Below are 24,492 nucleotides of genomic sequence, written 5' to 3' on the forward strand. Positions count from 1 at the left end.
AGGTAATGATGCAGTATACTGAAAGAAAACGTCTCAGAAAGGGGTCTTCATGAAACTACTTTCGCGGCTCGTCTTCCTCTCCCTTCTTCTCTTCTCCACTCCAGCCCACGCATTGTCCTGGGCCTACCCGTTCGTCGTCTGGGACGGGAAGGTATATGAAGTGAAACAGGAGAACGTCATTCCGAAAGAGGAAGTCGGCAAACGGATCGGCGAGGTCAAGACGATTCCGAACGACATGACGGGTCGTTATTACGGGGACGCGTCGAACATGTATCCGAAAGGAACGGCCTATCACGCCATCGAGGGGAAAAATCGGGATAAGACGATCGCCGTCAAGGACGACGGCCGTTACGTCGAAGCGGTCTATCGGTATGATTCCCCGTTCCACGTCCTCGACATCTTGACGAACCCGCTGTTCCAGATCGTCATGCTCGTCCTGATCAGTCTGCCGATTGCCTTCTTCATCCGGAACGCCATCCGGCGCAGACGTTCGTAATTCACGGAAATGCTTTTTTGGCATGCTAGAATCAAATCATCACGATGAAAAGGAAGTGCGCCTATGTTCACCGCTTTTGCACGCCAATCCGTATCGGACTAAACGCGCGGGAGCCAACTCGTTCTCGCAGCAAAAGGAGAACTAACATTGATCGATATCTTTAAAGGAAAACAGCTGATCATGACACCGAACCGCGACGGGGACGCCACTGTCCTTGCCGCCTGGGAGGAGGATGCACGCTTTCTCCGTTTCATGGACACGGATCGCGCCTATCCCCGTTCGTACGAGACGATCGCGGAGTCCGAGAACCGCGAGAGCGAGCATTTCTCGTTCCGTCTGCGGACGAAGGACGAGGAACGCCTGATTGGTTTCATCGCCCTGCACGGCGTCGAATGGAACAACCGGACAGGGTCGCTCGCGATTGGCATCGGCGACCCGGCCGACCGGGGAAAAGGTTACGGGCTCGAGGGCATCCACCTGCTCCTCCGATACGCCTTCCACGAACTCGATCTGTACCGGGTCTCGCTCGACGTCATCGCCTACAACGACAGTGCTGTCCGCGCATATGAGAGCGCCGGTTTCCGTCTCGAAGGACGACAGCGGGAGGCCGTCTACCGGGACGGCGCACGCTATGACCGGCTTTATATGGGCATCCTGAAGGCTGAATGGGTCAATCCTTTCTGAATACGAACAAGCACCGCGCGGAGACGTCTCCGGCGGTGCTTGTTCGTGCTCAGAGCGTCTTTTGGTACAGCCGGGTCTCGTCACCCGTGACATAATAGCATGCCCCGCCGTCCTCGAATCCATGCCGTTCATAATACCCGACATGGTCCGTCGCGAGGTGCAGCGCCGTGAACCCTTTTCGTCTCGTCTCTTCTTCTGCATGCACAAGCAACGCGCCGCCGATTCCTGCGCCGCGTCTGTCTTCATCGACGTACAAACAGCCGAACCAGGGCGTCAGATCCTGACGGCTGACGAGGTCGACCCGAAGCAGCGCATAGTTCGCGATCATCGCTCCCCCGTCAAGCGCTATGTAGAAGCGCGGCAGACTTTCAGTCGTCACGCATGACGCCCGCATACAATCTTCGTAAAACATCCGATTGTCCATGTTCCCCCACTGATTCGCAAACCGGTCCATCGCCTGCACAAGCAGCTCCGGACGTGTACTCAACTCGATGATTTCCATCGTTCCCTCCCCCTCTCGCCTTCAGTATAATGCCACCTCTTTCGATTCCCTTTTTGTTCGACAGGAAAGAGGGGCTACCGGTACACTTGAGAGGAAATGTATCCAATCCAAAAAAGGGGGCAATGCAATGGAATACGTGACATTGAACAACGGCGTGAAGATGCCGCAGCTTGGATACGGGGTCTTCAAAGTACCGGAAGAGGAAGTATACGAAGCCGTCCTGACGGCACTGAAGGCAGGTTACCGCTCGATCGACACGGCGATGGTCTATCAGAACGAGGCTGGCGTCGGCCGGGCAATCCGTGACTCCGGCATTCCGCGTGAAGAAATCTTCCTGACGACGAAGGTCTGGAACAAGGACCAGGGCTACGAGGAGACGCTCACAGCCTTCGAGACGAGCCTCGGGAAGCTTGGCGTCGACTATGTCGACCTCTATCTGATCCACTGGCCGATGCCAAAACACGATCGCTACGTCGAGACATGGAAGGCGCTCGAGAACATCTATTCAAACAAAAAGGCGCGCGCGATCGGTGTCTCGAACTTCCACGTCCCTCATCTCGAACGGCTGCTTGCGGAAACGGAAATCGTGCCGGCCGTCAACCAGATCGAATTGCATCCGTATCTTTCGCAACAGGAGATTCGCGACTACTGCAAGGCGCACGGCATCATCGTCGAGGCCTGGAGCCCGCTCATGAAGGGGCGCGACGCGCTGAACGACCCGGTCATCACGGAAATCGCAGAGGCGCATGGCAAGACGCCGGCGCAAGTGATCTTGCGCTGGCATCTCGAGCACGGCATCGTCGCCATCCCGAAATCGGTGACGCCTCACCGGATCGAAGAGAACCTCGACGTGTTCGACTTCTCCCTGACAACGGATGAAATCGCGCGAATCGATGCACTCAACCGAAACGAACGGACCGGCTCGAACCCGGACGAGCTTCATAAGACCGAATTATGACCAGCAGACCGCGGGCTGACGTCCGTGGTCTTTTCCGTGAAAAAAGGCTGCCGAATCGGCAGCCTGATCTGTATCATAGTCTCTCTTCAGATCCATCCTCACGCCGGACGTGGAACTCCTCGCGGCGTACCTGTTCGCGGATCGTCTCGATGTGCTCCTTCATTTCTTTGCGGATGACGATCTCCTCGACGACGACCGGCTTCTTGACGAGGACGACCCGCTCCTCGATCACCTGGATCCGGATATGGTCACCTTCCTCGATCGTCCGGATGCCGGGACGGTCGAACTCATACCCGTCGAGTTCGATCGGCTGTTCGATCTTGTTCCGTTCGACGATGACCTCTTCCTTGACGACCGGAACGTCGAAAACCTGCTCCTCCTCGATCACTTCCCGGTCAAGGACGACCTCACCTGTCTGGACGCGCTCCTTGTCGATCCGGAGCTGTTCCTCGTGAAGTTCCATCGTCTGCTCTGTCCCGTTCGGAGTCGTTTCCTCCCGGTCGAACGACAAGTGATGATCCTCATGCCGTGTTGTGTCATGCTCCGGTTTGTAGGCGCCGGTCTGCTCCCGGTCGTGCGGAAGATGGGTGCGCTCCGCCTCGAGTGCGGGCTCTTCTTGTTTTTGTTGCACGCGCTCCGGTTCCTGCCGTTCGACCGGCTTTCCGCCATTGCGTCGACGCTCGAGCCGTGAACCCGTCATCGGAGGTTCATCCATCACCGGAATATCGCTTTCCTTCGTCAAAAAACGTGCTTTCTGCTTCTCGAGCCATTCGCTCGCAGGAGAGAGTGGAGTTCCCTGTCTTTCTTCCTTCGGCTCCGGGACAGGTTCGACATAGGTCGGATCCGCATAGAGAAACAGCGCACCATGCTTGACCTCCCGTTCATATTGATCAATCTGGTCCCCCGTCAGATTCATCGTCGCGAGCAGACGGCGAATCCCGTTCTCACCTGAGACGATCGAGGAGAGCTGACCTTTGATCGATTCCTCGCCCATCCCTTCCCGGACGTGAATCCCTGTCTGTGATTGGATCAAACGGGCATCCGACGGATTTTTCGTGACGACATACATCTTGTCCTCCGGATATCCTTGTGCCTGCAGTTCCCGTGCGCGCTCCATCAAAGCTTGTTCATTCCCATAGCTGTGTGCAATCACTGGTCGTTCCATACTGACTCCTCCTCAATGCGCTTCATGTAACTGTTTATACCCTGCTTGCTTATAGCGTAGTCCTCAAAAAAGGATGGCTCCCTCGTAAGAGAGCCATCCTTGGTCTTCTTGAATCCTCGACTTATAGGAGGCCGTCGCGGTTGCGGCGATCCAGGTCATTTCCATGGTCGCGATCACGATCGACTGCACTTAGATCGTCACGCGTGTCGAGACCATCACGGTCGCGGTCGCGCAGACGTCCTTCTTCACCGTCGATATGAGCTTCTTCCTTACGGACTGTCTCACGGACCGTCTCCGTGTCTTCGACCGTTTTCTTGCCGACGACGATCTCTTCAGAAACTACACTGTCCTTCGAGACGTTGACACGCTCTTCTGTGATCGGTACGCGAATCTCGTCGCGACCCGTTACCGTGTCATCGAACGAATGATTCGTCGCCTCGCGTCCTTCGACCGAGCGGCGCTCGACATAGACCTCGTCATGCTCGACGGGTACGTCGACGCGAGCTTCATGTTCGACGACTTCCTTCTCGACACGGACTTCGCCCGTTTGGACACGTTCCTTATCGATTTGGAGGCGTTCTTCGTGAAGCTGAAGCTTTTGCTCGTCCGTCAGATCCGTACGATCCATGATGTCGCGATCCATCCCGGCAGTGTTCGTCCGGTCAAGTTCACGATCACGCGAGCCGTCCATACCGACCCCACCTACACCGAGCTGTGATCCGACGCCGTTCAAGTTTGCTTCATGCGTCTTCTCACCGCTGCCGTAACGTCCCGAGACATCGCGGCTCGTGTCCGTGTCCTCGAAGTTCAATCCTTCGCGGACGTCCGCAAGAAGGACGAATCCGCCATTCTCGATATCGTTATAGTGACGTGAAGTCTCTTCGTCCGAAAGTCCGAGATTGCGGAATGTGTGGCGGACTTCCTCGTCACTGCTTGTCGCTCCCATGAAACGGTCGAGCCATGATGGCTTCGTCGATTTCACTTCTGCTGCAGTTTGTCCCCGAACCATTGAGAGGTCTGATTTATCTTTCACCACGACATACAAGTCTTCCTCGCGGTAGCCCTGTGCATGGAGCTCATCAATTTTGGAAATCAATTCCGATTCTTGGTAGTATGTTCCTACATAGCGTTTCGTATTCATGGTTGATCATCCTTTCCTCATTCAACTTTTCAGGTAAGCTTCTGCTCTCCTGCTGTAGTGAGAGTATTCCCCTACATCTCAGAATGAAGCGTCAAATCAACGTTTTTCCAGCTTTGTAATATAACCGTAATTTATCTTGAATGAAAGACTATTCAGTCAAATTCACTATTTCTTCATTATAATTTCACGTCTTCAAACCCTGATATCACGTCAATATTTTCAATCCGACTGCGGACGCGATGATCAAGCCGATGAAGAATAATCGTTTGGCGTCCCGCGGCTCCTTGTAGACGATCATGCTCAAAATCGCCCCGCCCGATGCCCCGAGACCGGTCCAAACGGCGTAGGCGACGCCCATCGGCAGCTCCTTCATCGCGAGCGTCAGCAGGAGGAAGCTCATGCCGAAGCTTGCGATCAGGTAGACGAGAGACAGAACCCCCCGCTTTTGATTCAGCCGGTTGATCGCGAGAACGCCGAGCATCTCACCTATACCGGCCAGTACCAGATAGATCCATTCCATATCATGCCTCCTCCTTCGTCGCTTGTTTCAATCCAATGACCCCGATCAGGAGCGTTCCAATCAAGATGAGTTTCACCGGGTCCGCCTCCGCCCCGAACCAGATGATGTCGGCACAGACGGTCCCTGCCGTCCCGAGCCCGACGAACACGGCATAGACGGTCCCGACAGGCAATTTTTCACTCGCCTTGATCAATACGAAGAAACTGACGAGGATGCTGACGACCGTCCCACTCCACTCAAGAGCCGTGTCCGCATGTTTCAAGCCAATCACCCAGAATACTTCAAAAAATGCTGCACCGAAAACTGCCAACCAATAACGATTCATTTATCTCTCCCCCTAAAATTTAAGAACAAAAAGCCCGGGAGCCTCATCCTCTCCGAATCCCTCACCATGTCAGGTGTGATTCAAATAGGTGGCTCCCGGGCTTTTCTCCCGCCGCTGCGCTGTTAAGCGTTCCTCCCTCGGACCAGACCGTGCAAGCACGCGGAACCCTAGAGGATGACTGTTCTTTTGTTCCCACCATGCTAGCACAAGAAAATTTCTCCGTCAATTCGCTTCGGGCGAACAGGATTCCGCCGGACGATAGCTAATTTTAACAACAAGCCATCGCAAAAGGAGGAGACCATCTTGCGCTATAAAATCAACGATGAATTGAACGTCCGCCGCTTCACCCCGGACGATCTAGATGCTGTCCATGCCTACGCTTCCCAGCCGATCGTCAGCCAGTACCAGGCTTGGGGGCCCAACTCCGCGAGCGATACGAAGGCCTACTTGCATGAGGCGCTGCAAAGTGAGCTTGAAAGTCCGCGCCGTCGCTACGTCTTCGCCGTGACACGTTCGGATGATACGGCAATCGGTGCAGGCGAACTGATCATCACCGACCTCGAACACCGGACGGCAGAAATCGGCTACATCCTTTCTCCGGACGAATGGGGTCATGGATATGCGACCGCCATCGCGAACTTCCTGCTCGAGTTCGGTTTCGAGCGGCTCGAGCTTCACCGGATAACGGCGACATGCGATCCGCGGAACGTCGCATCGGAACGCGTCCTCCAAAAGGTCGGAATGACGAAGGAGGGTCATTTGCGCGAGAACGTCTATCTCGAGGACCATTGGCGCGATTCGCTCGTCTACGGCATCCTCGAATGGGAATGGCAAGTCGACCACGAAGAGGACGGGGCATGATCCCCCGTCCTCTTTCGTTCCATTCATTTCATCCGTTCAAGTACCGTCTGCTGCATCGGCACGTCCCCCATCGTCACCGTCCGCTCGATGAAGGCATATCGCTTGCCGTCGACCTCGAACTCCCGGTTCCCGAGATAACGGACGTTCCGCCCGTCCTGCCGAAGCTTCTCTTCGATTGCGCGGACATGGCTCTGCGTATCATAGTATCTTTCATCGAATGTCATCGCGATGTTATCCTTGCGATAGCCCATCATATAATTGAACCCCCACCAAAAGACAAGTGCTCCGGCGATCACCAATACGAATTCCATAAAATCCCCTCCCTGTCTTATTTTACGAATCAATCCACTTCAGGTTCCCTTTAATTCACATATTATCAAAAATCCTTCAGATTGAATCTTTTGCATCATGGAGACCTGTCCCGTTTCGATGCTAAAATTGAAAAAACACTACTTCCAACGAAATGAGGACGATTCATGGACCGCTTCAAAAAAGGGATCGCGCTTGGCGCAGCCTCCCTCCTGCTCTTCAGCAGTTTTCCGCTTCCGGCTTTCGCGGAGTCTTCCGAGACGGCAGTCGTACAATCCGGGCCGACCCGTTACACAGTCGCTGACAGCCCGCTCTATTCCGCTCCTGGTGTCGCATCCGGTGCCACACTCAAAAAGGGCGAGGAGGTCACGATGCTCGAAGAAGCCGACGGTTATACGCAGATCAGGCTTAGTGATGACTCGCTCCATTACATCGAGGCGACGATGCTCAGCACTGAGCCACCGGCCGTTACATATGAACAGACAGACCTTCTTTACGCCAAACAAAAATTGAGCGTCCTTGCGGAAGCGAAGTCTGACGCAGCAACATCAGGTGAGATCGCATTTGGCGAAGCCGTCGCCGTCTTCGGCACGGAAGGAGAATATGCGCGCGTCAAGGTCGGCTCAGGCTACGGATATGTGCCGAGCAGCCTGCTCGGTGCAGAACCTGCCTCGATCGGCCAGCGTTACGTCCAACGTGATACGGAATTGCTTCGCGCCGGGACGGTAATCGGGACGCTGAAAACGAACGAACGAATCGCTGTCTACGGAAGTGAAGGTGACTGGACACGCGTCAAGACCCCAATCGGCTTCGCCCTTGCCAAGACTGCTGACCTCGGGAACGCCCCACTCAAGACCGGCGCCCGCTACGCCGCCCGCAAGACCTCTGTCACGATCGATGGGCAGATCACTGGCACGTTGAAGACGAACGACCGCATCGCGATCTACGGAACGGAAGGTGAATGGACGCGCGTCAAGTCCGGAGAAGCATACGGTCTCGTCCTGACGGCACATCTCAGTCCCGTCCCCGTCAAGACCGGGGACCGCTACGTCGCGAAGACGACAGTGGTCAAAAAGGACGGGAAGACGATCGCGACGCTCAAGTATGGAACGAAAATCACCGTCTACGGCACGATCGGGACATCGGTTCGAATCAAGATCGGTACCGCCTTCCATCTCATACCAGCGTCAGCTCTATCCCTGACGAAGCCAGCGCCTTACGAGGCGATGGGAAAACGCTACGTGACGCACGATGATTTGACGGTGCGTTCGAAGGCTTCGCTAAGCGGCAAGAAGGTCGCGGCGTTCGATCGCGGAAGATTGATCGAGACATATGGCACGTCCGGCTACTGGACGCGCGTCAAGGTCAAAAGCGGCTATGCCTACGTGGCATCGAGCTCGCTCAGTCTCAACAAGCCGAAGGCCAAACCGAAGAAGGGGACGATTTTTTATGTCCAGCTCGACCGGACACCGCTCTTCGCGACCGACGTCGCCTACAGCACACCGAAGGCTTATTTGAAGAAAGGGACGAAGCTCACCGGTCTCCGCTCGATCGACGACGATTTTTGGCAGGTCCGTCTTCCGAACGGCACGACGGGATACGTCATCAATCCATACATCAGCATCGTCAAACCGGTGAACACGAAACAGACACCCGTCTCCGTCAAGAAACGCTATGTCGTCAAGTCGACGACGTCGTTCTATGCGCGTCCGGGCGGTGCGAAAAGCGGGTTGATCGAAAAGGACACACGGATCTATCCAAGGTACAAGGTCGGTGACTACTACATCATCCAGGACGGCTGGAGCTCCGTCTATCTGCCGGCGAAGCACGTCTCCATAACAAGCGACTCGCTACTCTATAAGAAGGCCGACACGGCACGCGAGCGACTGATCGCTGCTGCTGTCCCGCACCTCGGGACACCGTACACCTGGGGATCGCAAAACCCGCTCAACGGCGGTTTCGATTGTTCGGGACTGATCCACTATGCCTCGAACAAGGCGGGCAAGACCGGAGGCCGGACGAATGTCAGCGGCTACTGGTACGGAGGTTTCTTCAAGGCACAGCGGACCACGATCACGAAAGGAAAACGCGGCGACCTGATCTTCTTCGCGAACACCTACAAGAAAGGTCCATCCCATATCGGAATCATGCTCGACTCGACCCGCTTCATCCATGCGGGCGGAACGCAACTCCAGATCAACTCGATCTACGAGCCGCGCTGGCAAAGCCACTTCCTCGGATACAAATCGTTATGACAAAAAATGCTGCCCTCCCATCGCGGAAAGGCAGCATTTTTCGATTGAACGTTCAAATTTCCTCGTAGCGCGCCACTTGCCGATCCGCAAGCAACGGTGCGATTCGTTCCCGGTAATTCGCATAGTGTTCCGAAGCGACGTGAAGGTCGAGTGCCGCAGCGTCCCGGTAGACCTCATAGAGCATGAACACCTTGTCATCCTCGAGCGACCGGTGGAGCTGATACAGCAGACACCCTTCCTCTTTCAACGTCTCTTCCCTCACCTCAGCGAGAATAGCCTGAACAGCTTGCCCGTCCTTCGCGGTCAGAACAGCCTGTACGACGATCTTAGACATCTGAATCCCTCCTTCTGCCTCTCTGTTCCCCTCCTGAAGGTGCCATAATCCTTTGCAGGGCTTCCGATCGTCTATCACGAAAGGAGGGACACGACGTTTTTGAAAGGAGATGCCATATGATCCAGCAATTGTTCTCGAACCTCGACCAGCTCGCTGACGAGATCAGCGCCATCCGCCGGGACCTGCATCGCCATCCCGAGCTCTCGTTCCAAGAGACACGGACACCACGATTGATCCAGGAATATTACGACATGCTCGACATTCCTTGGCGCACGGTCGGCGGCCGTGGCGTCGTCGCGACGTTGGCAGGAGCCTCCCCCGGAAGGACCATCGCAGTCCGGGCCGACTTCGACGCCCTTCCGATACAGGAGGAGACGTCGCACTCCTTCCGCTCGATCGTTCCCGGTGTCATGCATGCCTGCGGTCATGACGGGCATACGGCGCTCGTCCTCGGTCTCGCGAAGGCCCTTTCGAACATGCGGGAGAGCCTGAGCGGGTCCATCGTCTTCATCCATCAGCACGGCGAGGAGGTCTTCCCGGGCGGTGCCGTCCAGATGATCGAGGATGGCTGTCTCGACGGCGTCGACGCGATCTTCGGCACCCATCTCGAGAACGACCTTCCTGTAGGCACGATCGGTTGCCGTGAAGGATATACGCTCGCAGCGATCGATGAGTTCGAAATCGTCGTCCACGGCCATGGCGGGCATGCCATGGCTCCGCATCAGACGAAGGATGCTCTCGTCGCTGGAGCCCAGCTCGTCTGCAACTTGCAACATCTCGTCAGCCGCCGGGTCGATCCGTTTGAACCCGCCGTCGTCGCGATCGGTTCGTTTCATTCAGGGACTGCCCCGAACATCGTCAACGGCGAGGCACGAATCGTCGGAGAGATCCGCGTGTTCGACAAGGCACTGCGCCACAAACTCAGGCAGATGATCGAGCAGGTCGCGTCAGCGACATGCAGCGCGATCGGCGCGACCTATACCATCGACTTCACGACAGGGTATCCCTCTTTATGGAACCACCCAGTCGAGACGGATGAAATCAGGCAGGCAGCGGGCACTTTCCTCGAGCCGCATCACGTCCGGACCGTCAAGCCCGTCATGGCGGCCGATGATTTCGCCTATTACCTGGAACGGGTACCGGGTTCTTATTTCTTCACCGGCTCCGCGAAATCGGAAGAGGAGACATTCCCTCAGCATCATCCGAAGTATGACATCGATGAACGTTCCCTGCTCGTCGGAGCGAAAGTGCTCGGTTCGACGCTTCTGCGCAGTCTCGGTCGGGCCGGAACCAGCCAGTAAAAAAAAGGAATAGGTCTATTCCGAAAAATGGGAATAGACCTATTAGATTTCACAAAATTACTGAACGGAGGCCAGGCGGCGATGCGTTACCATGAGCTGTTTCAACAAGAGATTTCAAGCATCCCTGGTGTCGATTCCATCTCCTATTCCGATCCAGCGGAGTTGCGCGGAACGTCCAGGGTTTTCCACGCGACGCTCCACACCGGCTTGTTCTGTTTGTCGATCGCCTTCTCTCCGCCAGATGAGGGTCCGGCCGATCACCATGAGCACTTTCCCGCCTGGTCGCTTTCATTCGAGTTCCTCGTCGATGCGGGAGGCGAATTCTCCGGTATCTCCCTATCGCCGGAAGAAGTTCTTTCCTCAGCGAACATCTTGGCTGACGTACTGCGCTTCATCCGATTGACCGGGGTCACAGCACTTTCGATCACGTCCCACGACTATCCTGTCGATTTGGCAAGCTTGCGCCATATCATCGAGACTGCACTCGGGATCCTGACCCCGCCGCTCAGCGACGGACAAATCACCCTCATGGACTCAGCGAACGAGAGGCATTACTTCGAACTTCAATTCGACCTGTTGCTTTGATTCTTCAGCGACTTCTCGACTCGCGTAACGCTTTCCTTCGCTTCCTCCATCATCCGTCCAAACAGTTCTTCGACTGTCGGAACGTCCGCGATCATCCCGGAGACGAGACCGGCATTGACATACCCTTTCGTCTCATCCCCTTCGATCGCACCTTTGACGTGAAAGGCCTCGGCCGTCCGTTCATTGAAACGTTCAACAGTCATGCCGTCCTTCTCCGCCTCGATCACCTGTTCGACGTAAGGACCGTCGAGCACACGGCGGACGCGGCCGACCGAACGGCCGATGATCCGTGTCCCCCCGTCATCCGACTGGAGCAGATGCTGCTTATAGTTGATGTGGACATCCGCCTCGGCTGTCGCGATTAGGCGCGTACCGAGCTGAACACCGGCCGCCCCAAGCAGGAAGGCGGCAGCGAGTCCGCGTCCGTCACCGATTCCGCCGGCAGCGAAGACCGGGATGCTGACCCGGTCTGTGATCTGCGGGATGAGGGTGAACGTCGTCAGTTCGAGGTTCGAATTGATCCCTGCCGCCTCGAAACCTTCCGCGACGAGATAGTCGACTCCGGCCGCTTCCGCTTTCAGCGCGTGCTTGACGGACGCGACGAGCGCGATGACCTGGCAAGCGGCAGCGTGCAGGCGTTCGACGTAAGGGGCGGGATTACCGGCTGACAAGGAGACGACCGGAATCTCACGGGATATCGCAAGTTCGATCAGCTCCTCTGTATACGGCGATACAGTCAGGGCGATGTTGAGGGCGAACGGCTGATCAGTCAGTCTCCTCGTCTCGGTGATCAAGCGATCGACCTCACCTGGCGTCATCGTTCCGCAACCGATCGTCCCGAGTCCGCCTGCGTTCGAGACAGCGGCAGTCAATGGCGCATTGCTGATATTGCCCATCCCGCCCTGGATGATCGGCAGGCGGATACCGAGTCTTTGACAGATATCTTTCACTTTTAAATCCCTCCGTACCTAAGATGTTATACTAAGAGCAAGAACGAACTATTCATGACGAGGGGGATCCACCTATGCAAATTCCGTATCAAGGCAAAACGCCGCAACTCGAAAAAAACGTCTTCATCGCCCCAGGCGCCTATCTGATCGGGGAAGTGACGATCGGTGAGGAGTCGACGATCTGGTTCAACGCCGTGCTTCGCGGTGACGAGGGACCGATCACGATCGGCAAACGCTGCAGCATCCAGGACAATGCGACGATCCATCTGTATGAAGGTGCCCCCGTCGTCGTCGAGGACGAGGTCACGGTCGGGCATAACGCGATTCTCCACGGGTGCCATATCGGACGCCGCTCGATCGTCGGGATGGGTGCGACGATCCTCGATCATGCTGTCATCGGCGAGGAGTGCATCATCGGCGCGAACACGCTCATCCCGTCCGGAAAAAAGATTCCGCCCCGCTCGCTCGTCATCGGTTCACCGGGCAAGGTCGTCCGTGAGCTGAACGCACAAGACCTCGAGATGATCCAGGAGTCGATTGATTCCTACGTCGATAAAGGATATGCCTTCCGCGCAGAGCTCGAATCATAAGATGAACGTCTCTTCATCCGTGAAGAGGCGTCTTTTTTTGTTCGATCCAGCGCTTTTTGTCTGCCCGTTCGAGAAAAGTCTCTTGATTCCCGTAAAGGCGGATGACGTCGCGAATCTCGTCGCCCCGGTAGTAGGGATTCCTGTTATTCGCGAGCGCCGGGTAGCCGGAGCCGCGTTGCAGATAGTCGGACGTCGCGACCGTATACCAGCGCTCCATCTCTATCGGGTGCTCTCCGACATCGACGCGTTCGATTCGTCCAGCGCGGTGTTCGACCGTCATGCCGGAGACATGGAGCCGCCCGACGAAACGTCCGCGGAATCCGGGCCCACGCCCTTCCGCGAGACAGACCTGCGCGTCGAGTGACTGTTCGAGTGATTCGATCAGATGCTTGCCTTGGATTTCGAACGACGTCGGATTGAGCGGCGACGGCGACACCTCGATCAGTTTTCGTTCCGAGACATGGTCGAACAGCCCGGCGTTCGCGATGCCGCTGTTGATCAGGCCGATCTCGCATCCGAGCAGGTCGCGCAGTCCGTCCGCGATCAGGTTCGACAGCGGGTTCTCCTCGACGACGTCGTGCCAGAGGGCTGCTTCGAGCGGGTAATAGGGACGACTCAGCGTCTCGATCGCCTTCTTCTTGTTCACTTTCATCAGCTCCATCAGATCCACTCGCGGCTCTTCCTGCGCCGTCGGGAGCGATGCCGAGGAAACCAGCTTGACGCCGTCCTCCGTCACGTCGAGTACGATCACCCCGATGTGCTCTCCTTGCTGACCGGCGCTGTGATGGATGACGCCGTTTACGAGCCTTGCCTCCGGGAACAGCTTATGGTCGTGCGCCGATATGATGACGTCGATGCCTTCGAGCGTTTCCGTGAGACGCGTGTCCGCCTTCGTCCCGACGTGACTAAGCAAAATACAGACGTCGTGTTCAGCCGCAGCCGCGAGTTCCCCCCTGATCGCCTCCTCATAATCCGACACATGGATGCCAAGCCCCTCATTGAATTCCACCATGTCCGGTGAGACGCCGACGATCAGGATGCGGAGACCGTTCTTTTCGACGACCACACTCGATTTGACACCTGAAAATGCCGAACGGTCCGCCTTGAACAGATTTGCGCTCAGGAACGGGACGCGGCTCGCCGAAGCCATCACTTCGAGCGTGTCTGCTCCTTTGAACATCTCGTTGTTGCCGATCGTCAGCGCATCGTATCCGACCGCCTCGAGCAGATCGACTGCGGCAAGCCCATTCGTGCCGCGATATTCGATGCTTTTGAAGTCGGCGAAGTCCCCGCCGTCGAGCAGGAGCGTCTCCGCTTCCTGACGTTTTGCGATCAAGGTCGCCGCGCGATAGAAGTTCGCGAAATGGCTATGTATGTCGTTCGTATGGATGATGCTCAGTCTTGTCATGTCGTTTCCCCCATTTCTTCACGACCCTTTCGCCAATTCCATTTCCAAATCCTTCAAAAAGCGGCTCCGGATTTATCCGGGCCGCCATTCATCTCATCGCTCCGCAAGCAACGGATGATCCGTCGCGTCGTACAGGTCGTCTTTCTTCTTCAAATCGTTGCCGTGCTGGAAGATCTCCTCGAAGAAGGCGCTTGCCGGCTCCGCGAGCAACCGGTAGTACTGGCTGAACAGCAGGGCGGCGTGGTTTCCGCTCCACTGTGCCGGCAGGAGCTCCTTCGGTAAGCCGGGATCGACGAAGAGAAACTTCCGGTACTCATGGACGAGCTTCGTCCGTTCGACGAAGCATTCCTCGTTCGACATCTCGCCTTGCTGGATCAAGCTCTGATGGACGATGTACTGGCTGCTGTAGGAAGCGATGAACGCTTCATACCGGGCTGCGATCTCGTCAAGCGGCCAGCCGCGTTCGACGAGCGAGGCGTCCTCCTGCGGACCTTTGTACTTCGCCTCGAAGAAATCGACGTATTCCTCGATTCCGTAGGCCTCGATCAATCGGTCGACTTCCTTCTCGAGCGGGTTCGGTGAGATCCAACAGCCGTTCGACAGGTTGCCGAAGCCGCTCCATAGCAACTCTTTTCGTAACTCGTCACGCACCTGGCGCTTCTCTTCCGGGATCGTATACATGAGAATACGCCACTTCGCGTCCCACTCGTGAGGCGTCAGCTTGTAGATCCGGGCTGCCGCCTCCTCCATCCGCTCGATGCCGCGAGGCGTCAGGGAGTAGACACTGCGGGTCCCTCTTTTCTCGGACGTCAGCCATCCCTGCTTGACCATTCGGGAGACAGCGACGCGGACGCCCTGCTCGTTGTGCCCGAATTCCTTCAGGAGACGGATCAGGCTGCCGATCCAGATTTTATTGCCGTAATGGCGGATATAGTCGCCGTAAATCGTAAAGATCATCGATTGGGTGTTCGCACTCATGTCATCCACTCTCTCGTATAACATATTTTTGTCTCTCACCAGTGTAACCGTTATTTCGAAATCAAACCATCCTCATTTCCCGGAGAAGACTGGCGGACGTCTTTCCTCGAAAGCGCGGAGCGCCTCACGCCGGTCCGCTGTCGGGATGACCGCCTCGTAGGCGGCGCTCTCGATCGCGAGTCCTTCTTCGAGGCTCGTCCCCATGCCTGCCGTGATGGCCTGCTTCGCCTGGCGGATCGCGATCGGCGCATTTCGCAGCATCTCACGCGCGAGCGTCTCGCTCGCTTCGAGTACGTCCCCATCCGTGACGCCGTTCAGCAGACCGAGCTGATCGGCTGTCCGTGCATCGATCTTCCGCGCCGTGAAGATGAGTTCCTTCGCCCGTGCTTCCCCGATCAGACGCGGCAGGCGCTGCGTCCCGCCCGCTCCCGGGATGATGCCGAGGCTCGTCTCCGTCAACCCCATCACTGAGCCGGCTGAAGCGATCCGGAAATCACAGGCGAGCATCAGCTCGAACCCTCCGCCGAACGCGTAGCCGTTGACGGCGGCGATCGTCGGTTGCGGCAGTGCGGCAAGTTCCGTGAACGCATCGCGGATCGCGGCGACGTTCCGTCGCACTTCCTGCTCGTTCAGCGTCTTGCGTTCCTTCAGATCGGCCCCGGCGCTGAACGCCTTGCCGCTCCCGGTGACGATGACGACGCGGACGGATGAATCATGCCGGATGTCGCGAATGATGCCGCGCAACTCCTGAAGCGTCGGATAGTCGAAACAGTTCAGCCGTTCTGGCCGGTTCAACGTGATATAGCCGATCTGCTCCCGTACTTCGAATCGAATGTTCATGAACTTCCCTCCTTGTCACTCGACACGCTCGACGATCGCCGAGATGCCCTGTCCGACACCGACGCACATCGTCGCAAGTCCGTATCGTACATCGCGCCGTTTCATCTCATGGACGAGCGTCGTCAGGATCCGGGCACCGCTCGCGCCGAGCGGATGACCGAACGCGATCGCTCCGCCGTTGACGTTGACCCGGTCGCTTTGCAGGCCGAGTTCCTGCATGCAGGCGAGCGCTTGTGCTGCGAACGCCTCGTTCAACTCGATCAAGTCGAGCTCATCCACCGAAAGCCCTGTCCGCGCGAGCAGTTTCCGGGTCGACTGGACAGGACCGATGCCCATGACCGATGGTTCGACTCCCGCCGTCGCGCTCGCGACGTACTTAGCGAGCGGCTTCAGTCCAAGCTCGAGCGCTTTCTCCGCACTCATCAATAGAAGGGCCGATGCTCCGTCGTTGACACCGGATGCGTTGGCAGCCGTCACGGTACCTCCCGCAAAAAGCGGCTTCAGCGTCCCGATCTTCTCGCGTGTCGTCTCCGGGCGCGGATGTTCATCATGCTCGATCAACGTCTCGCGCCCTTTCTTGTCGACGTGGACGACTGGCACGATCTCCTCGCGGAAAAGTTCCGCCTCGATCGCCGCCTTCGCCCGCTGTTGACTCGAGAAGGCGAAATCGTCTTGTGCCTCGCGGCTGATTCCGTATCGCGTCGCGACGTTCTCCGCCGTCTCCGGCATCGAATCCGTCCCGTATCGCTCTGCGAGGCGATCATTGATGAAGCGCCAGCCGATCGTCGTATCGTACATTTCAGGATTCCCGCGCGCAAAACCGGCCTCCGCCTTCCCCATGACGAACGGCGCCCGCGTCATGCTCTCCGTCCCGCCCGCGATGTAGATATCACCTTCACCGAGCGCGATCGCTCGCGCTGCTTGGATGACGGCGTCGAGCCCGGATCCGCACAATCGATTGACGGTCGTCCCGGCTACTTCGACCGGAAGTCCGGCGAGCAACGCCGACATCCTCGCGACGTTACGGTTGTCCTCTCCGGCCTGATTGGCGCTGCCAAAGATGACCTCCTCGATTTCCCCCGGCGGTAACGCCGGATTCCGTTCGATCAACGCCTCGATGACGACAGCACCCAAGTCGTCCGGCCGGACATCCTTCAACGCTCCGCCGTACCGACCGATCGGTGTCCGGACGGCGTCGACGATCACGACTTCGCGCATCATGCCTTCACTCCTTCCGAATAGTCGTAGACGCCTCGTCCCGTCTTCCGTCCGAGCCTACCGGCCGCTACGTATTGCTCGAGGAGCGGTGCCGGACGGTACTTCTCGCCGAGTTTCTCATGCAGATAGCGCAAGTTGTTGAGACGGGTGTCGAGTCCGACGAGATCGCCGAGCTCGAACGGACCCATCGGATAGTTCAGACCGAGCCGGATCGCCTTGTCGATCTCCTCCGGCGTACCGAGCCCTTCCTGCAGCATGTAGAACGCTTCGTTGCCGACGAGGGCGCTGATCCGTGAGGTGACGAACCCCGGGAACTCGTTGATGACGACCGTCTCCTTGCCTAGACGTGCAGCGACTTCCTGGACGGCGGCGACCGTCTCGTCGCCCGTCTCGAGTCCCCGGATGATCTCAATGAGCGGCATCAGATGGACCGGGTTGAAGAAGTGCATCGCGATCGTCCGTTCCGGGCGTTTCGCGTAAGACGCGATCTCGGTCGGACTCATCGTCGACGTGTTCGTCGCGAAATAAGAGTGCTCCGGCGCATTCGCTTCGAGCGTCGCGAACACCGCCCGTTTGATGTCTGCGCGTTCCGGGACAGCCTCGATGATGAGGTCCGCCTGTGCGCTCGCAGCTAAATCAGTCGATAGGATGAGGCGCGAAAAGCCTGCTTCCGCCTCTTCCCGCGTCAGTTTGCCGCGCCGGATGCCGTCTTCCGCGATCTGTTCGAGCGCCTTCTTCGCATCTGCGAGTTGCGCGTCCGCGACGTCGACGAGCGTCGTCGCAAAGCCCTTCATCGCGCTGACGTAGGCGATCCCCCGCCCCATCACGCCTGATCCGACTACCGTGATTCGTTCGATCATCTGAAAAAACCCCTCTCCGTAAAAGCCGCACGGACGAATTGTCCGCACGGCTCGTATGCCTTAAAGTCCGAATGGATTGAGCGGACGGCTGCCGTAGTACGACAGGATGCTCTTCGTCTCCGTGTAGAGATCGAGCGTCTCGATGCAGAGTTCGCGGCCGAATCCGGATTGCTTGTAGCCGCCGAACGGCGTACCCGGGAATGCCGAGAACGGACAGTTGACCATCACGATGCCTGCCTTGATCTGATTCGCGATACGGGTCGCTCGCGCCCCGTCCTTCGTCCAGACGGCAGAGCCGAGACCGAACTCCGTATCGTTCGCGAGTCGGACCGCTTCCTTCTCGTCCTTGAACTTCATCACGACGACGACCGGGCCGAAGATTTCTTCCTGGACGGCCTTCATCTCGTGTGTCACACCCGCGATGATCGTCGGCTCATACCAGAAGCCGCCTTCGTATCCTTCGACCTGCGCGACCTTGCCGCCGAGCAGGATCTCCGCGCCGTCCGCCTTCGCCGACTGGACATAGCCGTCGATGACGTCGACTTGTCCTTGATCGATGATCGCACCGACATGCGTCCCTTTGTCGAACGGGTTGCCGAGGACGAGGCGCTTCGCCTTCGCGACGAACTGCTCCATGAACGCATCATAGATGTCCTCATGGACGTACAGACGCGAACGGGCTTCACACGACTGCCCGCTGTTGTAAAATATCCCGAACAGCGATCCGTCGACGGCGGCCGTGATGTCCGCATCCTCGAAGACGAGGTTCGGCGACTTCCCGCCGAGTTCGAGCGTGACGCGCTTGAGCGTCTGCGATGCGCGTCCCATGATGTCCTTGCCGACCGGAGTCGATCCGGTGAATGCGACCTTGTCGACTCCCTCGTGTTCGACGAGGTGGTTGCCGACCTCACGACCTGAACCCGGGATGACGTTGACGACGCCTGCCGGAACACCCGCCTCGAGACAGATCTCACCGAGGATGATCGCCGTCAGCGGCGTCAGCGTCGCCGGCTTGACGACGACCGAGCAGCCGACCGCGATCGCCGGCGCGATTTTCCAAGCCGCCATCATGAGCGGATAGTTCCACGGGATGATCTGCGCACAGACACCGACCGGCTCCTTCTCGGTATAGTTATGGAATTGTCCCGGGACGTTGTTGACCGTTCCGCGGTGACCGACGATCGCACCCGCGTAGAACTCGAAGTCCTCGATCGCCTGCATGACCTGACCTTGTGCCGCCGCGAGTGACTTACCCGTGTCGAGGATCTCGAGCTCGACGATCTCGTTGAACCGGCTTCGCATGATGCTCGCGATTTTATTGAGCACTTGCGCCCGTCGTCCGACCGGCCACATCTTCCACTTGCCGTGTTCGAAGGCTGCGCGTGCCGCCTCGACCGCCTTGTCCGCGTCTGCCTTCGTCGCCTTCGCGACTTCCGCGACGACCTCTCCGGTCGCCGGGTTGTATGTCTTGAACGTCTCACCGGCGCTTCCGTCGATCCGTTCGCCGTTGATCAGCAATTGATAGACCGCACGCTTCATCTCGAGCTGGTCGAGTTTCGTTTCGTGTACCGTTGACATGGAATCCGCTCCTTAGCGCCCTTTGAACTCAGGACGTCGTTTTTCTTTGAAGGCGCTCATGCCTTCCTTCTGGTCTTCTGTCGAGAAGAGGAGGTAGAAGTTCTTCCGTTCATGTTCCATCCCGGCCTGCGTCGACAGGTCGACCGCCTTATCGACGGCCTCCTTGATCAGGCGGACGGACAGCGGCGGTTGCGCCGCGATTTTTTCAGCCAGGGCGATTGCCGCCTTCTCCAGTTCCGCAAGCGCGACGACTTCGTTGACGAGGCCGTAATCGAGTGCCTGATTCGCTTGCATCCGTTCCCCCGTCAGGAGCCAGTTGAGCGCGCGCGTCCGGCCGATCCGTTTCGTCAGCCGCTGCGTCCCGCCTGCTCCCGGCATGACGCCGATCAGTATCTCAGGAAAACCGAACTGTGTCCCTTCAGCGGCGATCAACAAGTCGCAACTGAGCGCGAGTTCGAACCCCCCGCCAAGGACGAAGCCGTGGACGGCGCCGATGATCGGCTTCTTGATCCGGCTGATCCGGTCCCAGTCCGCGAACGGGTCGGCGAGTTCGAGCGAAATCGGCGTCTCGCCTGCGAGCTCCTCGATGTCGGCACCGGAGGAGAACGCCTTTCCAGTCCCTTCGATCAGGATGACACGGATGTCGTCATGCGCGTCGAACGACTCGAACGCTTCCGCGATTTGACGGACCATCTCCCGGTTGAGCGCGTTGTACTGCTCAGCCCGGTTCAGGATGACGCGACCGATCCGCCCATCTATCTTCGTCTCAACGTACGGTGCTGTCTGCATGGACTTCTTCACCGATCATCAGCGTGACGAGGTCGCCCGCGAAGCCCATCAGGTCCTTGCCTGACGCCTTCCCTTCAGCAGAACGCATCCCTTCCTTCATCGCCTCATGGCTCTCGTAGATCATCTCGCACATGAGGTAGTACGCGCCCTCGCCGCCCATCGGCGAGCCGACGATTTTCGTGACGTTCATCTCCTTGAGCCCGGGGATCTTCGCCGTGATCGGCGCGTGGACGTTGAAGTAGTGCTCGTCGAACTGTTCCTTGTTTTCCGGTTGTTTGTAGAGTGCGATCAGTTTTACCATGTCGATTACCTTCCTTCACATGAGAGTAGAGACGGGTTTCATCGCCTCGAATGGGTTCTTGCATGACTTGCAGTAGACGATGCTGCGACAGGCCGTCGGACCGAACAGGTTCTCCATCGTCACGTACGTCGATCCGCAGTACGGGCAGTCGATCTGCCATTCGCCTTCCTCCGATTGCCGGGGCGGGGCGATGCCGAATGCCTTGAGTCCCGCTTCGCCGCGTTCCGTGATCCGGTCCGACGTCCAAGGCGGTTCGAAGACGAATCCGACCTCGGTCCGGCTCACACCGTCGACGCCTGAGACGGCCTTGATGATGTTCTGCTTGATGAACTCGAGTGCCGGACAGCCGAGGAACGTCGGCAGTACCGTGACGTTGACGGCGTATCCTCCATCGTGTTCGGCCACTTCGAACGACTCGAACATACCGAGGTCGAGGATGCTCACCGTGTCGATTTCAGGGTCCTTGACCGTATCGAGCGCCCGCATGATGTCGTCATGGAGTCTGTCCATCCCGCTCACCAGACTGCCGTCGTATCGAGCAGATAGACTTCGCCGAGCGTCGCGAGCGCGTCGTTCAAATCCGGCGTATGCTCGCCGTCCCGGCCGTTTCGCTCGTGCCCGATCTCAGGAAGCGTCACACCGAGTCCGACGAGGACGGGCGTGATGGCCGCGTACCATCTGTCGAGCAGAATGTTCTCCCCCTCGATCAGACGAGCTTCTTCGATCGCCGCTCCGTTCTTGCCGTACGAGAAGACGTCTCCGAAGTCGGCCATGACGAGCGCAAGCGCCGCATCCATCTTGTCGCGCGCCGTCTCGGTCGAGGAATAGAGCTGCGTAAACCACGTCTGCCAGTGCATCAGATGGTAGTAGAGCTCCATGTTGATCTTGACGGCTACGCTTGCGAGCGGGGCATGACTGCTCTTCTTCAACGCGTCGATCCGGATTTTCTTCGCGAGCGTATAGCAGTAGTTCCTTGCGACCGCGTATGCCCAGTCGTACTCGGGCGTCTCCATGTAATAGCCCGGTCCGTTGACGCGCTCGACGAGGACGGTGTTCTTCCGCTCATGCGAAAGGCGCGTGTGCGCCAGCATGTCGGCGCTCCCGAGGCCGAGCTCCTCGAGCAGCTGGTAATACATCGCGGCGTGCCCCATCGAGTCCTGGGCGATCGAGGACGATGCGACATCCTCCTCGATATGCGGCGCGAGGCCGAGCCATTCCGAACCGCGATAGGAGTAGAGGAAATCGTCATCCGCGAGCTGAAGCAGCAGATCGACGAGCGCTTGCTTGTTCGGTGTCTCCATCATTTCTCCCCCTCGCCCGACCATGACATGATCTCTTTCTCATCGAGCATCTGCTGCTCGTAGTGCCGCCACTTCTTCTTCAAGTAGCCGTATCCTTTCGTCGTCCGGTACTCCTTGTTGTCGAGACGTTGAAGCATCTGCTTCTCGTCCGGCGTCAGCCCGCGGATGTCGGAACGCTTGACGACCCAGATGTCGACGACCGGCTCGCGCCGCATGAAGTTCTCCTGCGCCATGATCAGCGCCATCTCCTTATTCGGAGCGAGCAGGCTGAACTGATGCGAGAAGGCAGCGTTCGGCGTCCGTTTGCTGAACACTTCGAATTCCTGATAGAACGTGTCATTCATCGAAAAAGCTCCTTTCAGGCCATCGTCTCGGCAAGCGCCTCGCGCACCCAAGCGTTGTTTTCATAGGACGTCCGGCGGAGTGCGAGACGTTCCTTCGAACGCGGTCCCTCACCGCGGATGATTTTCTTGAACTCGTCCCAGTCCGGCTGTGCGTAGATCCACAGCTGCTGCTCCTCGTCGAAGCGAAGCGTCGGGTCCGGGATCGTCAGTCCGAGCGAGAGGACGCGCGGAATGTATTTCGTGAAGAAGCTTTGGCGCAACTCCTCGTTCGTCTTCGTCCGGATCTTGTATTTGATCGTGATGTCCTGCTTCGACGTCCCCGTCGTCTCCTTCGATGCCGGTCCGAAGAACATGAGCAGCGATTCCCACCAACGGTCGAGCGATTCCTGGATCATTGCCTTTTGGTCCGGTGTCCCTTCGGCGAGCGCCATGATGATCGACTCCCCGTGTTGCGCGTGGAACACCTCTTCCGCACAAATCCGCTGCAACGCGCGGGCATACGGTCCGTAGGAGGCACCGAGCATGTTCGTCTGCGTGATGATCGCCGCGCCGTCGACGAGCCAGCCGATCAATCCCGCGTCCGCCCACGACTTCGTCGGCATGTGGAAGACGTTATGGAACTTCAGGTCACCGGAGAAGAGGTCCTGCATCAAGTCGCCCCGCGTCTTGCCGTACGGCGTAAGCAGATCCTCGACGACGCGCAGCAGCAGTTGCCCGTGCCCCATCTCGTCCTGTACCTTCGCCATGATGCCGAGCTTGCGTCTTAAGCTCGGTGCCTTCGGGACCCACTCCTTCTCCGGCAAGGCACCCATGATCTCGCTGATTCCGTGCATCGAGATCAGTTTGATCAGCGTCAGCCGGTATTCTTCCGGCATCCAGTCGTCCGCCTCGATCTTGTCGCCGTTCTCGATCCGGGCGATGAAACGTTCAAGCTTCTGTTCTTCCGTCAGCGCTTCCCGCTCGAACAGCGGTGTGTATGGTTGCATCGTGATTCCTCCTCTGTAAGACGTGATCCGAATCTGTGTAAACGCTTTCAAAATCACTTGGAACACTGCCTGAATGCATCGAACATGAGGATCGTGCATCGACATTACATCACTAAAATTAAACGACCGTAAAAATATGGTTATATTGACAACGTACGTCACGTTCATAAAGTTGTCAACGTTTGATTTCTCGAATCGTCCAGTTCACCTGATAAGATCAGTCGTCCTGTTCCTGCTTTTCTGCAGTTCATTTCGCACCCATACCGTGACCGATGAAGAATCACGAGACGGTGATGTCTGCACCACGATGGCATGAAGGCAATTGGACATTTTTTGGAAAACGTTTGATAGTTATGTTACGTATTGTTAAAATATCGTGTAACAAGTGTTATACTCATCTGGTAAGACCAATCATCATTCGGCAGCTGACAGAAAGAGATGCGGCTACCTCAGGAGGATTCACATGAAACCTGGACTTTCAATCGGTCAGACGGCCACCGTAGAAGCGACCGTCACGCAGGACATGTACGCCCAGTTCGAAGGGCAGGTCGTCCACCCTGCCTATTCGACCGTCTCGATGGTCTATCATATGGAATGGGCCGCAAGAAAGATCATCCTCCCCTATCTCGAGGAGGACGAGGAAGGGATGGGCGGTGCCGTCTCATTGAAGCACGTCGACATGTCCCCGCTCGGATCACGCGTCTATGTCACGGCGACGCTCACGGAGATTCGCGATAACGTGATCGTCACTCGTGTCGAGGCACGCAACGACTACGGCATCATTGGAATCGGTGAGGTCAAGCAGGTCGTTCTGCCGAAACCGGTCATCCACCAAAAGCTCGCGATGAGCACTTTTTTTAACAACCGAAATGAAAGCGCTTACCTTAATCCTTTCTAAACTCTAGGAGGTCAT

The 24,492-nt window shown here is 57.5% G+C and carries 29 protein-coding genes; 9 read left to right on the plus strand and 20 right to left on the minus strand.

Translation table 11 applies throughout. The features are described from left to right. Positions 1-49: 49 nt before the first annotated feature. The gene (locus DFG60_RS08990) at positions 50-496 is read left to right on the plus strand and encodes a hypothetical protein (RefSeq protein WP_114571432.1); all 447 of its coding nucleotides are present in this window, start codon (positions 50-52) and stop codon (positions 494-496) included. Between the two features lie 180 nt (positions 497-676). Continuing rightward, the gene (locus tag DFG60_RS08995) at positions 677-1,180 is read left to right on the plus strand and encodes a GNAT family N-acetyltransferase (protein WP_114571532.1); all 504 of its coding nucleotides are present in this window, start codon (positions 677-679) and stop codon (positions 1,178-1,180) included. A 49-nt stretch (positions 1,181-1,229) separates the two neighbouring features. Here the strand turns inward: DFG60_RS08995 and DFG60_RS09000 are convergent, their stop codons facing one another. After that, complete coding sequence (locus tag DFG60_RS09000) at positions 1,230-1,682, minus strand: GNAT family N-acetyltransferase (protein WP_114571433.1); 453 nt, start codon at positions 1,680-1,682, stop codon at positions 1,230-1,232. 127 nt (positions 1,683-1,809) lie between these two features. On the opposite strand from DFG60_RS09000, the gene DFG60_RS09005 reads away from it, so the two are divergent. Beyond that, the gene (locus DFG60_RS09005) at positions 1,810-2,640 is read left to right on the plus strand and encodes an aldo/keto reductase (RefSeq protein ID WP_114571434.1); all 831 of its coding nucleotides are present in this window, start codon (positions 1,810-1,812) and stop codon (positions 2,638-2,640) included. 73 nt (positions 2,641-2,713) lie between these two features. On the opposite strand, the gene DFG60_RS09010 is transcribed toward DFG60_RS09005, so the two are convergent. The 4 genes from DFG60_RS09010 to DFG60_RS09025 all read right to left on the minus strand — a co-directional run bounded on the left by DFG60_RS09010 (position 2,714) and on the right by DFG60_RS09025 (position 5,791). Continuing rightward, complete coding sequence (locus DFG60_RS09010; RefSeq protein WP_114571435.1) at positions 2,714-3,805, minus strand: DUF2382 domain-containing protein; 1,092 nt, start codon at positions 3,803-3,805, stop codon at positions 2,714-2,716. Between the two features lie 121 nt (positions 3,806-3,926). Further along, a complete protein-coding gene (locus DFG60_RS09015) occupies positions 3,927-4,946 on the minus strand; it encodes a YsnF/AvaK domain-containing protein (protein WP_114571436.1) in 1,020 nt (339 codons plus the stop codon). Positions 4,947-5,151: 205 nt separating this feature from the next. Next, positions 5,152-5,466, minus strand: coding sequence for a DMT family transporter (locus DFG60_RS09020; RefSeq protein ID WP_114571437.1), 315 nt, complete (start codon positions 5,464-5,466; stop codon positions 5,152-5,154). Position 5,467: 1 nt separating this feature from the next. After that, positions 5,468-5,791, minus strand: coding sequence for a DMT family transporter (locus DFG60_RS09025; protein ID WP_114571438.1), 324 nt, complete (start codon positions 5,789-5,791; stop codon positions 5,468-5,470). A gap of 303 nt (positions 5,792-6,094) precedes the next feature. Between DFG60_RS09025 and DFG60_RS09030 the strand changes: the two genes are divergently transcribed. Further along, complete coding sequence (locus DFG60_RS09030) at positions 6,095-6,652, plus strand: GNAT family N-acetyltransferase (RefSeq protein ID WP_114571439.1); 558 nt, start codon at positions 6,095-6,097, stop codon at positions 6,650-6,652. A gap of 23 nt (positions 6,653-6,675) precedes the next feature. Here the strand turns inward: DFG60_RS09030 and DFG60_RS09035 are convergent, their stop codons facing one another. Next, positions 6,676-6,963 carry a hypothetical protein gene (locus DFG60_RS09035; RefSeq protein ID WP_114571440.1) on the minus strand — a complete coding sequence of 96 codons (288 nt, stop codon included), beginning with the start codon at positions 6,961-6,963 and terminating at the stop codon, positions 6,676-6,678. Positions 6,964-7,128: 165 nt separating this feature from the next. On the opposite strand from DFG60_RS09035, the gene DFG60_RS09040 reads away from it, so the two are divergent. Beyond that, entirely contained in the window at positions 7,129-9,216 is a 2,088-nt protein-coding gene (locus DFG60_RS09040; RefSeq protein ID WP_114571441.1) for an SH3 domain-containing protein, read from the plus strand. 52 nt (positions 9,217-9,268) lie between these two features. On the opposite strand, the gene DFG60_RS09045 is transcribed toward DFG60_RS09040, so the two are convergent. Further along, on the minus strand, positions 9,269-9,550 hold the full coding sequence (locus tag DFG60_RS09045; protein WP_114571442.1) for a putative quinol monooxygenase: 282 nt from the start codon (positions 9,548-9,550) through the stop codon (positions 9,269-9,271). A 116-nt stretch (positions 9,551-9,666) separates the two neighbouring features. Between DFG60_RS09045 and DFG60_RS09050 the strand changes: the two genes are divergently transcribed. Together DFG60_RS09050 and DFG60_RS09055 are read left to right on the plus strand one after the other, a co-directional pair. Then, positions 9,667-10,851 carry a M20 metallopeptidase family protein gene (locus DFG60_RS09050; RefSeq protein WP_114571443.1) on the plus strand — a complete coding sequence of 395 codons (1,185 nt, stop codon included), beginning with the start codon at positions 9,667-9,669 and terminating at the stop codon, positions 10,849-10,851. An 81-nt stretch (positions 10,852-10,932) separates the two neighbouring features. Next, positions 10,933-11,436 carry a hypothetical protein gene (locus tag DFG60_RS09055; protein ID WP_114571444.1) on the plus strand — a complete coding sequence of 168 codons (504 nt, stop codon included), beginning with the start codon at positions 10,933-10,935 and terminating at the stop codon, positions 11,434-11,436. Here DFG60_RS09055 and DFG60_RS09060 read toward each other — a convergent pair. Further along, a complete protein-coding gene (locus tag DFG60_RS09060; RefSeq protein ID WP_114571445.1) occupies positions 11,415-12,386 on the minus strand; it encodes an NAD(P)H-dependent flavin oxidoreductase in 972 nt (323 codons plus the stop codon). The two genes, DFG60_RS09055 and DFG60_RS09060, sit on opposite strands and share 22 nt — an antisense overlap. A gap of 74 nt (positions 12,387-12,460) precedes the next feature. On the opposite strand from DFG60_RS09060, the gene DFG60_RS09065 reads away from it, so the two are divergent. Then, positions 12,461-12,976, plus strand: a complete 516-nt coding sequence (locus DFG60_RS09065) for a gamma carbonic anhydrase family protein (RefSeq protein WP_114571446.1) — start codon at positions 12,461-12,463, stop codon at positions 12,974-12,976. 13 nt (positions 12,977-12,989) lie between these two features. Here DFG60_RS09065 and DFG60_RS09070 read toward each other — a convergent pair whose 3' ends face one another. The 12 genes from DFG60_RS09070 to paaA all read right to left on the minus strand — a co-directional run bounded on the left by DFG60_RS09070 (position 12,990) and on the right by paaA (position 23,579). Next, positions 12,990-14,384, minus strand: coding sequence for a bifunctional metallophosphatase/5'-nucleotidase (locus DFG60_RS09070; RefSeq protein WP_114571447.1), 1,395 nt, complete (start codon positions 14,382-14,384; stop codon positions 12,990-12,992). A gap of 93 nt (positions 14,385-14,477) precedes the next feature. Continuing rightward, positions 14,478-15,362 carry a phenylacetic acid degradation operon negative regulatory protein PaaX gene (paaX, locus tag DFG60_RS09075; protein WP_114571448.1) on the minus strand — a complete coding sequence of 295 codons (885 nt, stop codon included), beginning with the start codon at positions 15,360-15,362 and terminating at the stop codon, positions 14,478-14,480. A 72-nt stretch (positions 15,363-15,434) separates the two neighbouring features. Then, complete coding sequence (locus DFG60_RS09080) at positions 15,435-16,202, minus strand: enoyl-CoA hydratase-related protein (RefSeq protein WP_114571449.1); 768 nt, start codon at positions 16,200-16,202, stop codon at positions 15,435-15,437. A 15-nt stretch (positions 16,203-16,217) separates the two neighbouring features. Continuing rightward, positions 16,218-17,420 (minus strand): 3-oxoadipyl-CoA thiolase, encoded by a 1,203-nt coding sequence (pcaF, locus tag DFG60_RS09085; protein WP_114571450.1) that lies wholly within the window; start codon positions 17,418-17,420, stop codon positions 16,218-16,220. Next, positions 17,420-18,280 (minus strand): 3-hydroxyacyl-CoA dehydrogenase, encoded by an 861-nt coding sequence (locus tag DFG60_RS09090; RefSeq protein WP_114571451.1) that lies wholly within the window; start codon positions 18,278-18,280, stop codon positions 17,420-17,422. Before DFG60_RS09090 ends, pcaF begins: the two co-directional genes overlap by 1 nt. A gap of 60 nt (positions 18,281-18,340) precedes the next feature. Then, positions 18,341-19,858: an aldehyde dehydrogenase family protein gene (locus DFG60_RS09095; protein WP_114571452.1), complete on the minus strand. Its 1,518-nt coding sequence runs from the start codon at positions 19,856-19,858 to the stop codon at positions 18,341-18,343. A 12-nt stretch (positions 19,859-19,870) separates the two neighbouring features. Then, positions 19,871-20,647 carry an enoyl-CoA hydratase/isomerase family protein gene (locus tag DFG60_RS09100; RefSeq protein ID WP_114571453.1) on the minus strand — a complete coding sequence of 259 codons (777 nt, stop codon included), beginning with the start codon at positions 20,645-20,647 and terminating at the stop codon, positions 19,871-19,873. After that, positions 20,625-20,948 (minus strand): EthD family reductase, encoded by a 324-nt coding sequence (locus tag DFG60_RS09105; protein ID WP_114571454.1) that lies wholly within the window; start codon positions 20,946-20,948, stop codon positions 20,625-20,627. Before DFG60_RS09105 ends, DFG60_RS09100 begins: the two co-directional genes overlap by 23 nt. A gap of 15 nt (positions 20,949-20,963) precedes the next feature. After that, the gene (paaD, locus tag DFG60_RS09110) at positions 20,964-21,458 is read right to left on the minus strand and encodes a 1,2-phenylacetyl-CoA epoxidase subunit PaaD (protein ID WP_114571455.1); all 495 of its coding nucleotides are present in this window, start codon (positions 21,456-21,458) and stop codon (positions 20,964-20,966) included. A gap of 5 nt (positions 21,459-21,463) precedes the next feature. Continuing rightward, positions 21,464-22,249 carry a 1,2-phenylacetyl-CoA epoxidase subunit PaaC gene (gene paaC, locus DFG60_RS09115; protein WP_408608656.1) on the minus strand — a complete coding sequence of 262 codons (786 nt, stop codon included), beginning with the start codon at positions 22,247-22,249 and terminating at the stop codon, positions 21,464-21,466. After that, the gene (gene paaB / locus DFG60_RS09120) at positions 22,249-22,593 is read right to left on the minus strand and encodes a 1,2-phenylacetyl-CoA epoxidase subunit PaaB (RefSeq protein ID WP_114571457.1); all 345 of its coding nucleotides are present in this window, start codon (positions 22,591-22,593) and stop codon (positions 22,249-22,251) included. The genes paaC and paaB overlap by 1 nt, the downstream gene beginning before the upstream one ends. Before the next feature lie 14 nt (positions 22,594-22,607). Beyond that, on the minus strand, positions 22,608-23,579 hold the full coding sequence (paaA, locus tag DFG60_RS09125) for a 1,2-phenylacetyl-CoA epoxidase subunit PaaA (protein WP_114571458.1): 972 nt from the start codon (positions 23,577-23,579) through the stop codon (positions 22,608-22,610). A gap of 463 nt (positions 23,580-24,042) precedes the next feature. Between paaA and DFG60_RS09130 the strand changes: the two genes are divergently transcribed. Then, entirely contained in the window at positions 24,043-24,477 is a 435-nt protein-coding gene (locus tag DFG60_RS09130) for a thioesterase family protein (protein ID WP_114571459.1), read from the plus strand. The last annotated feature ends 15 nt before the right edge of the window (positions 24,478-24,492 follow it).

The organism is Exiguobacterium flavidum, assembly GCF_003344535.1.
Lineage (GTDB): Bacteria > Bacillota > Bacilli > Exiguobacteriales > Exiguobacteriaceae > Exiguobacterium_A > Exiguobacterium_A flavidum.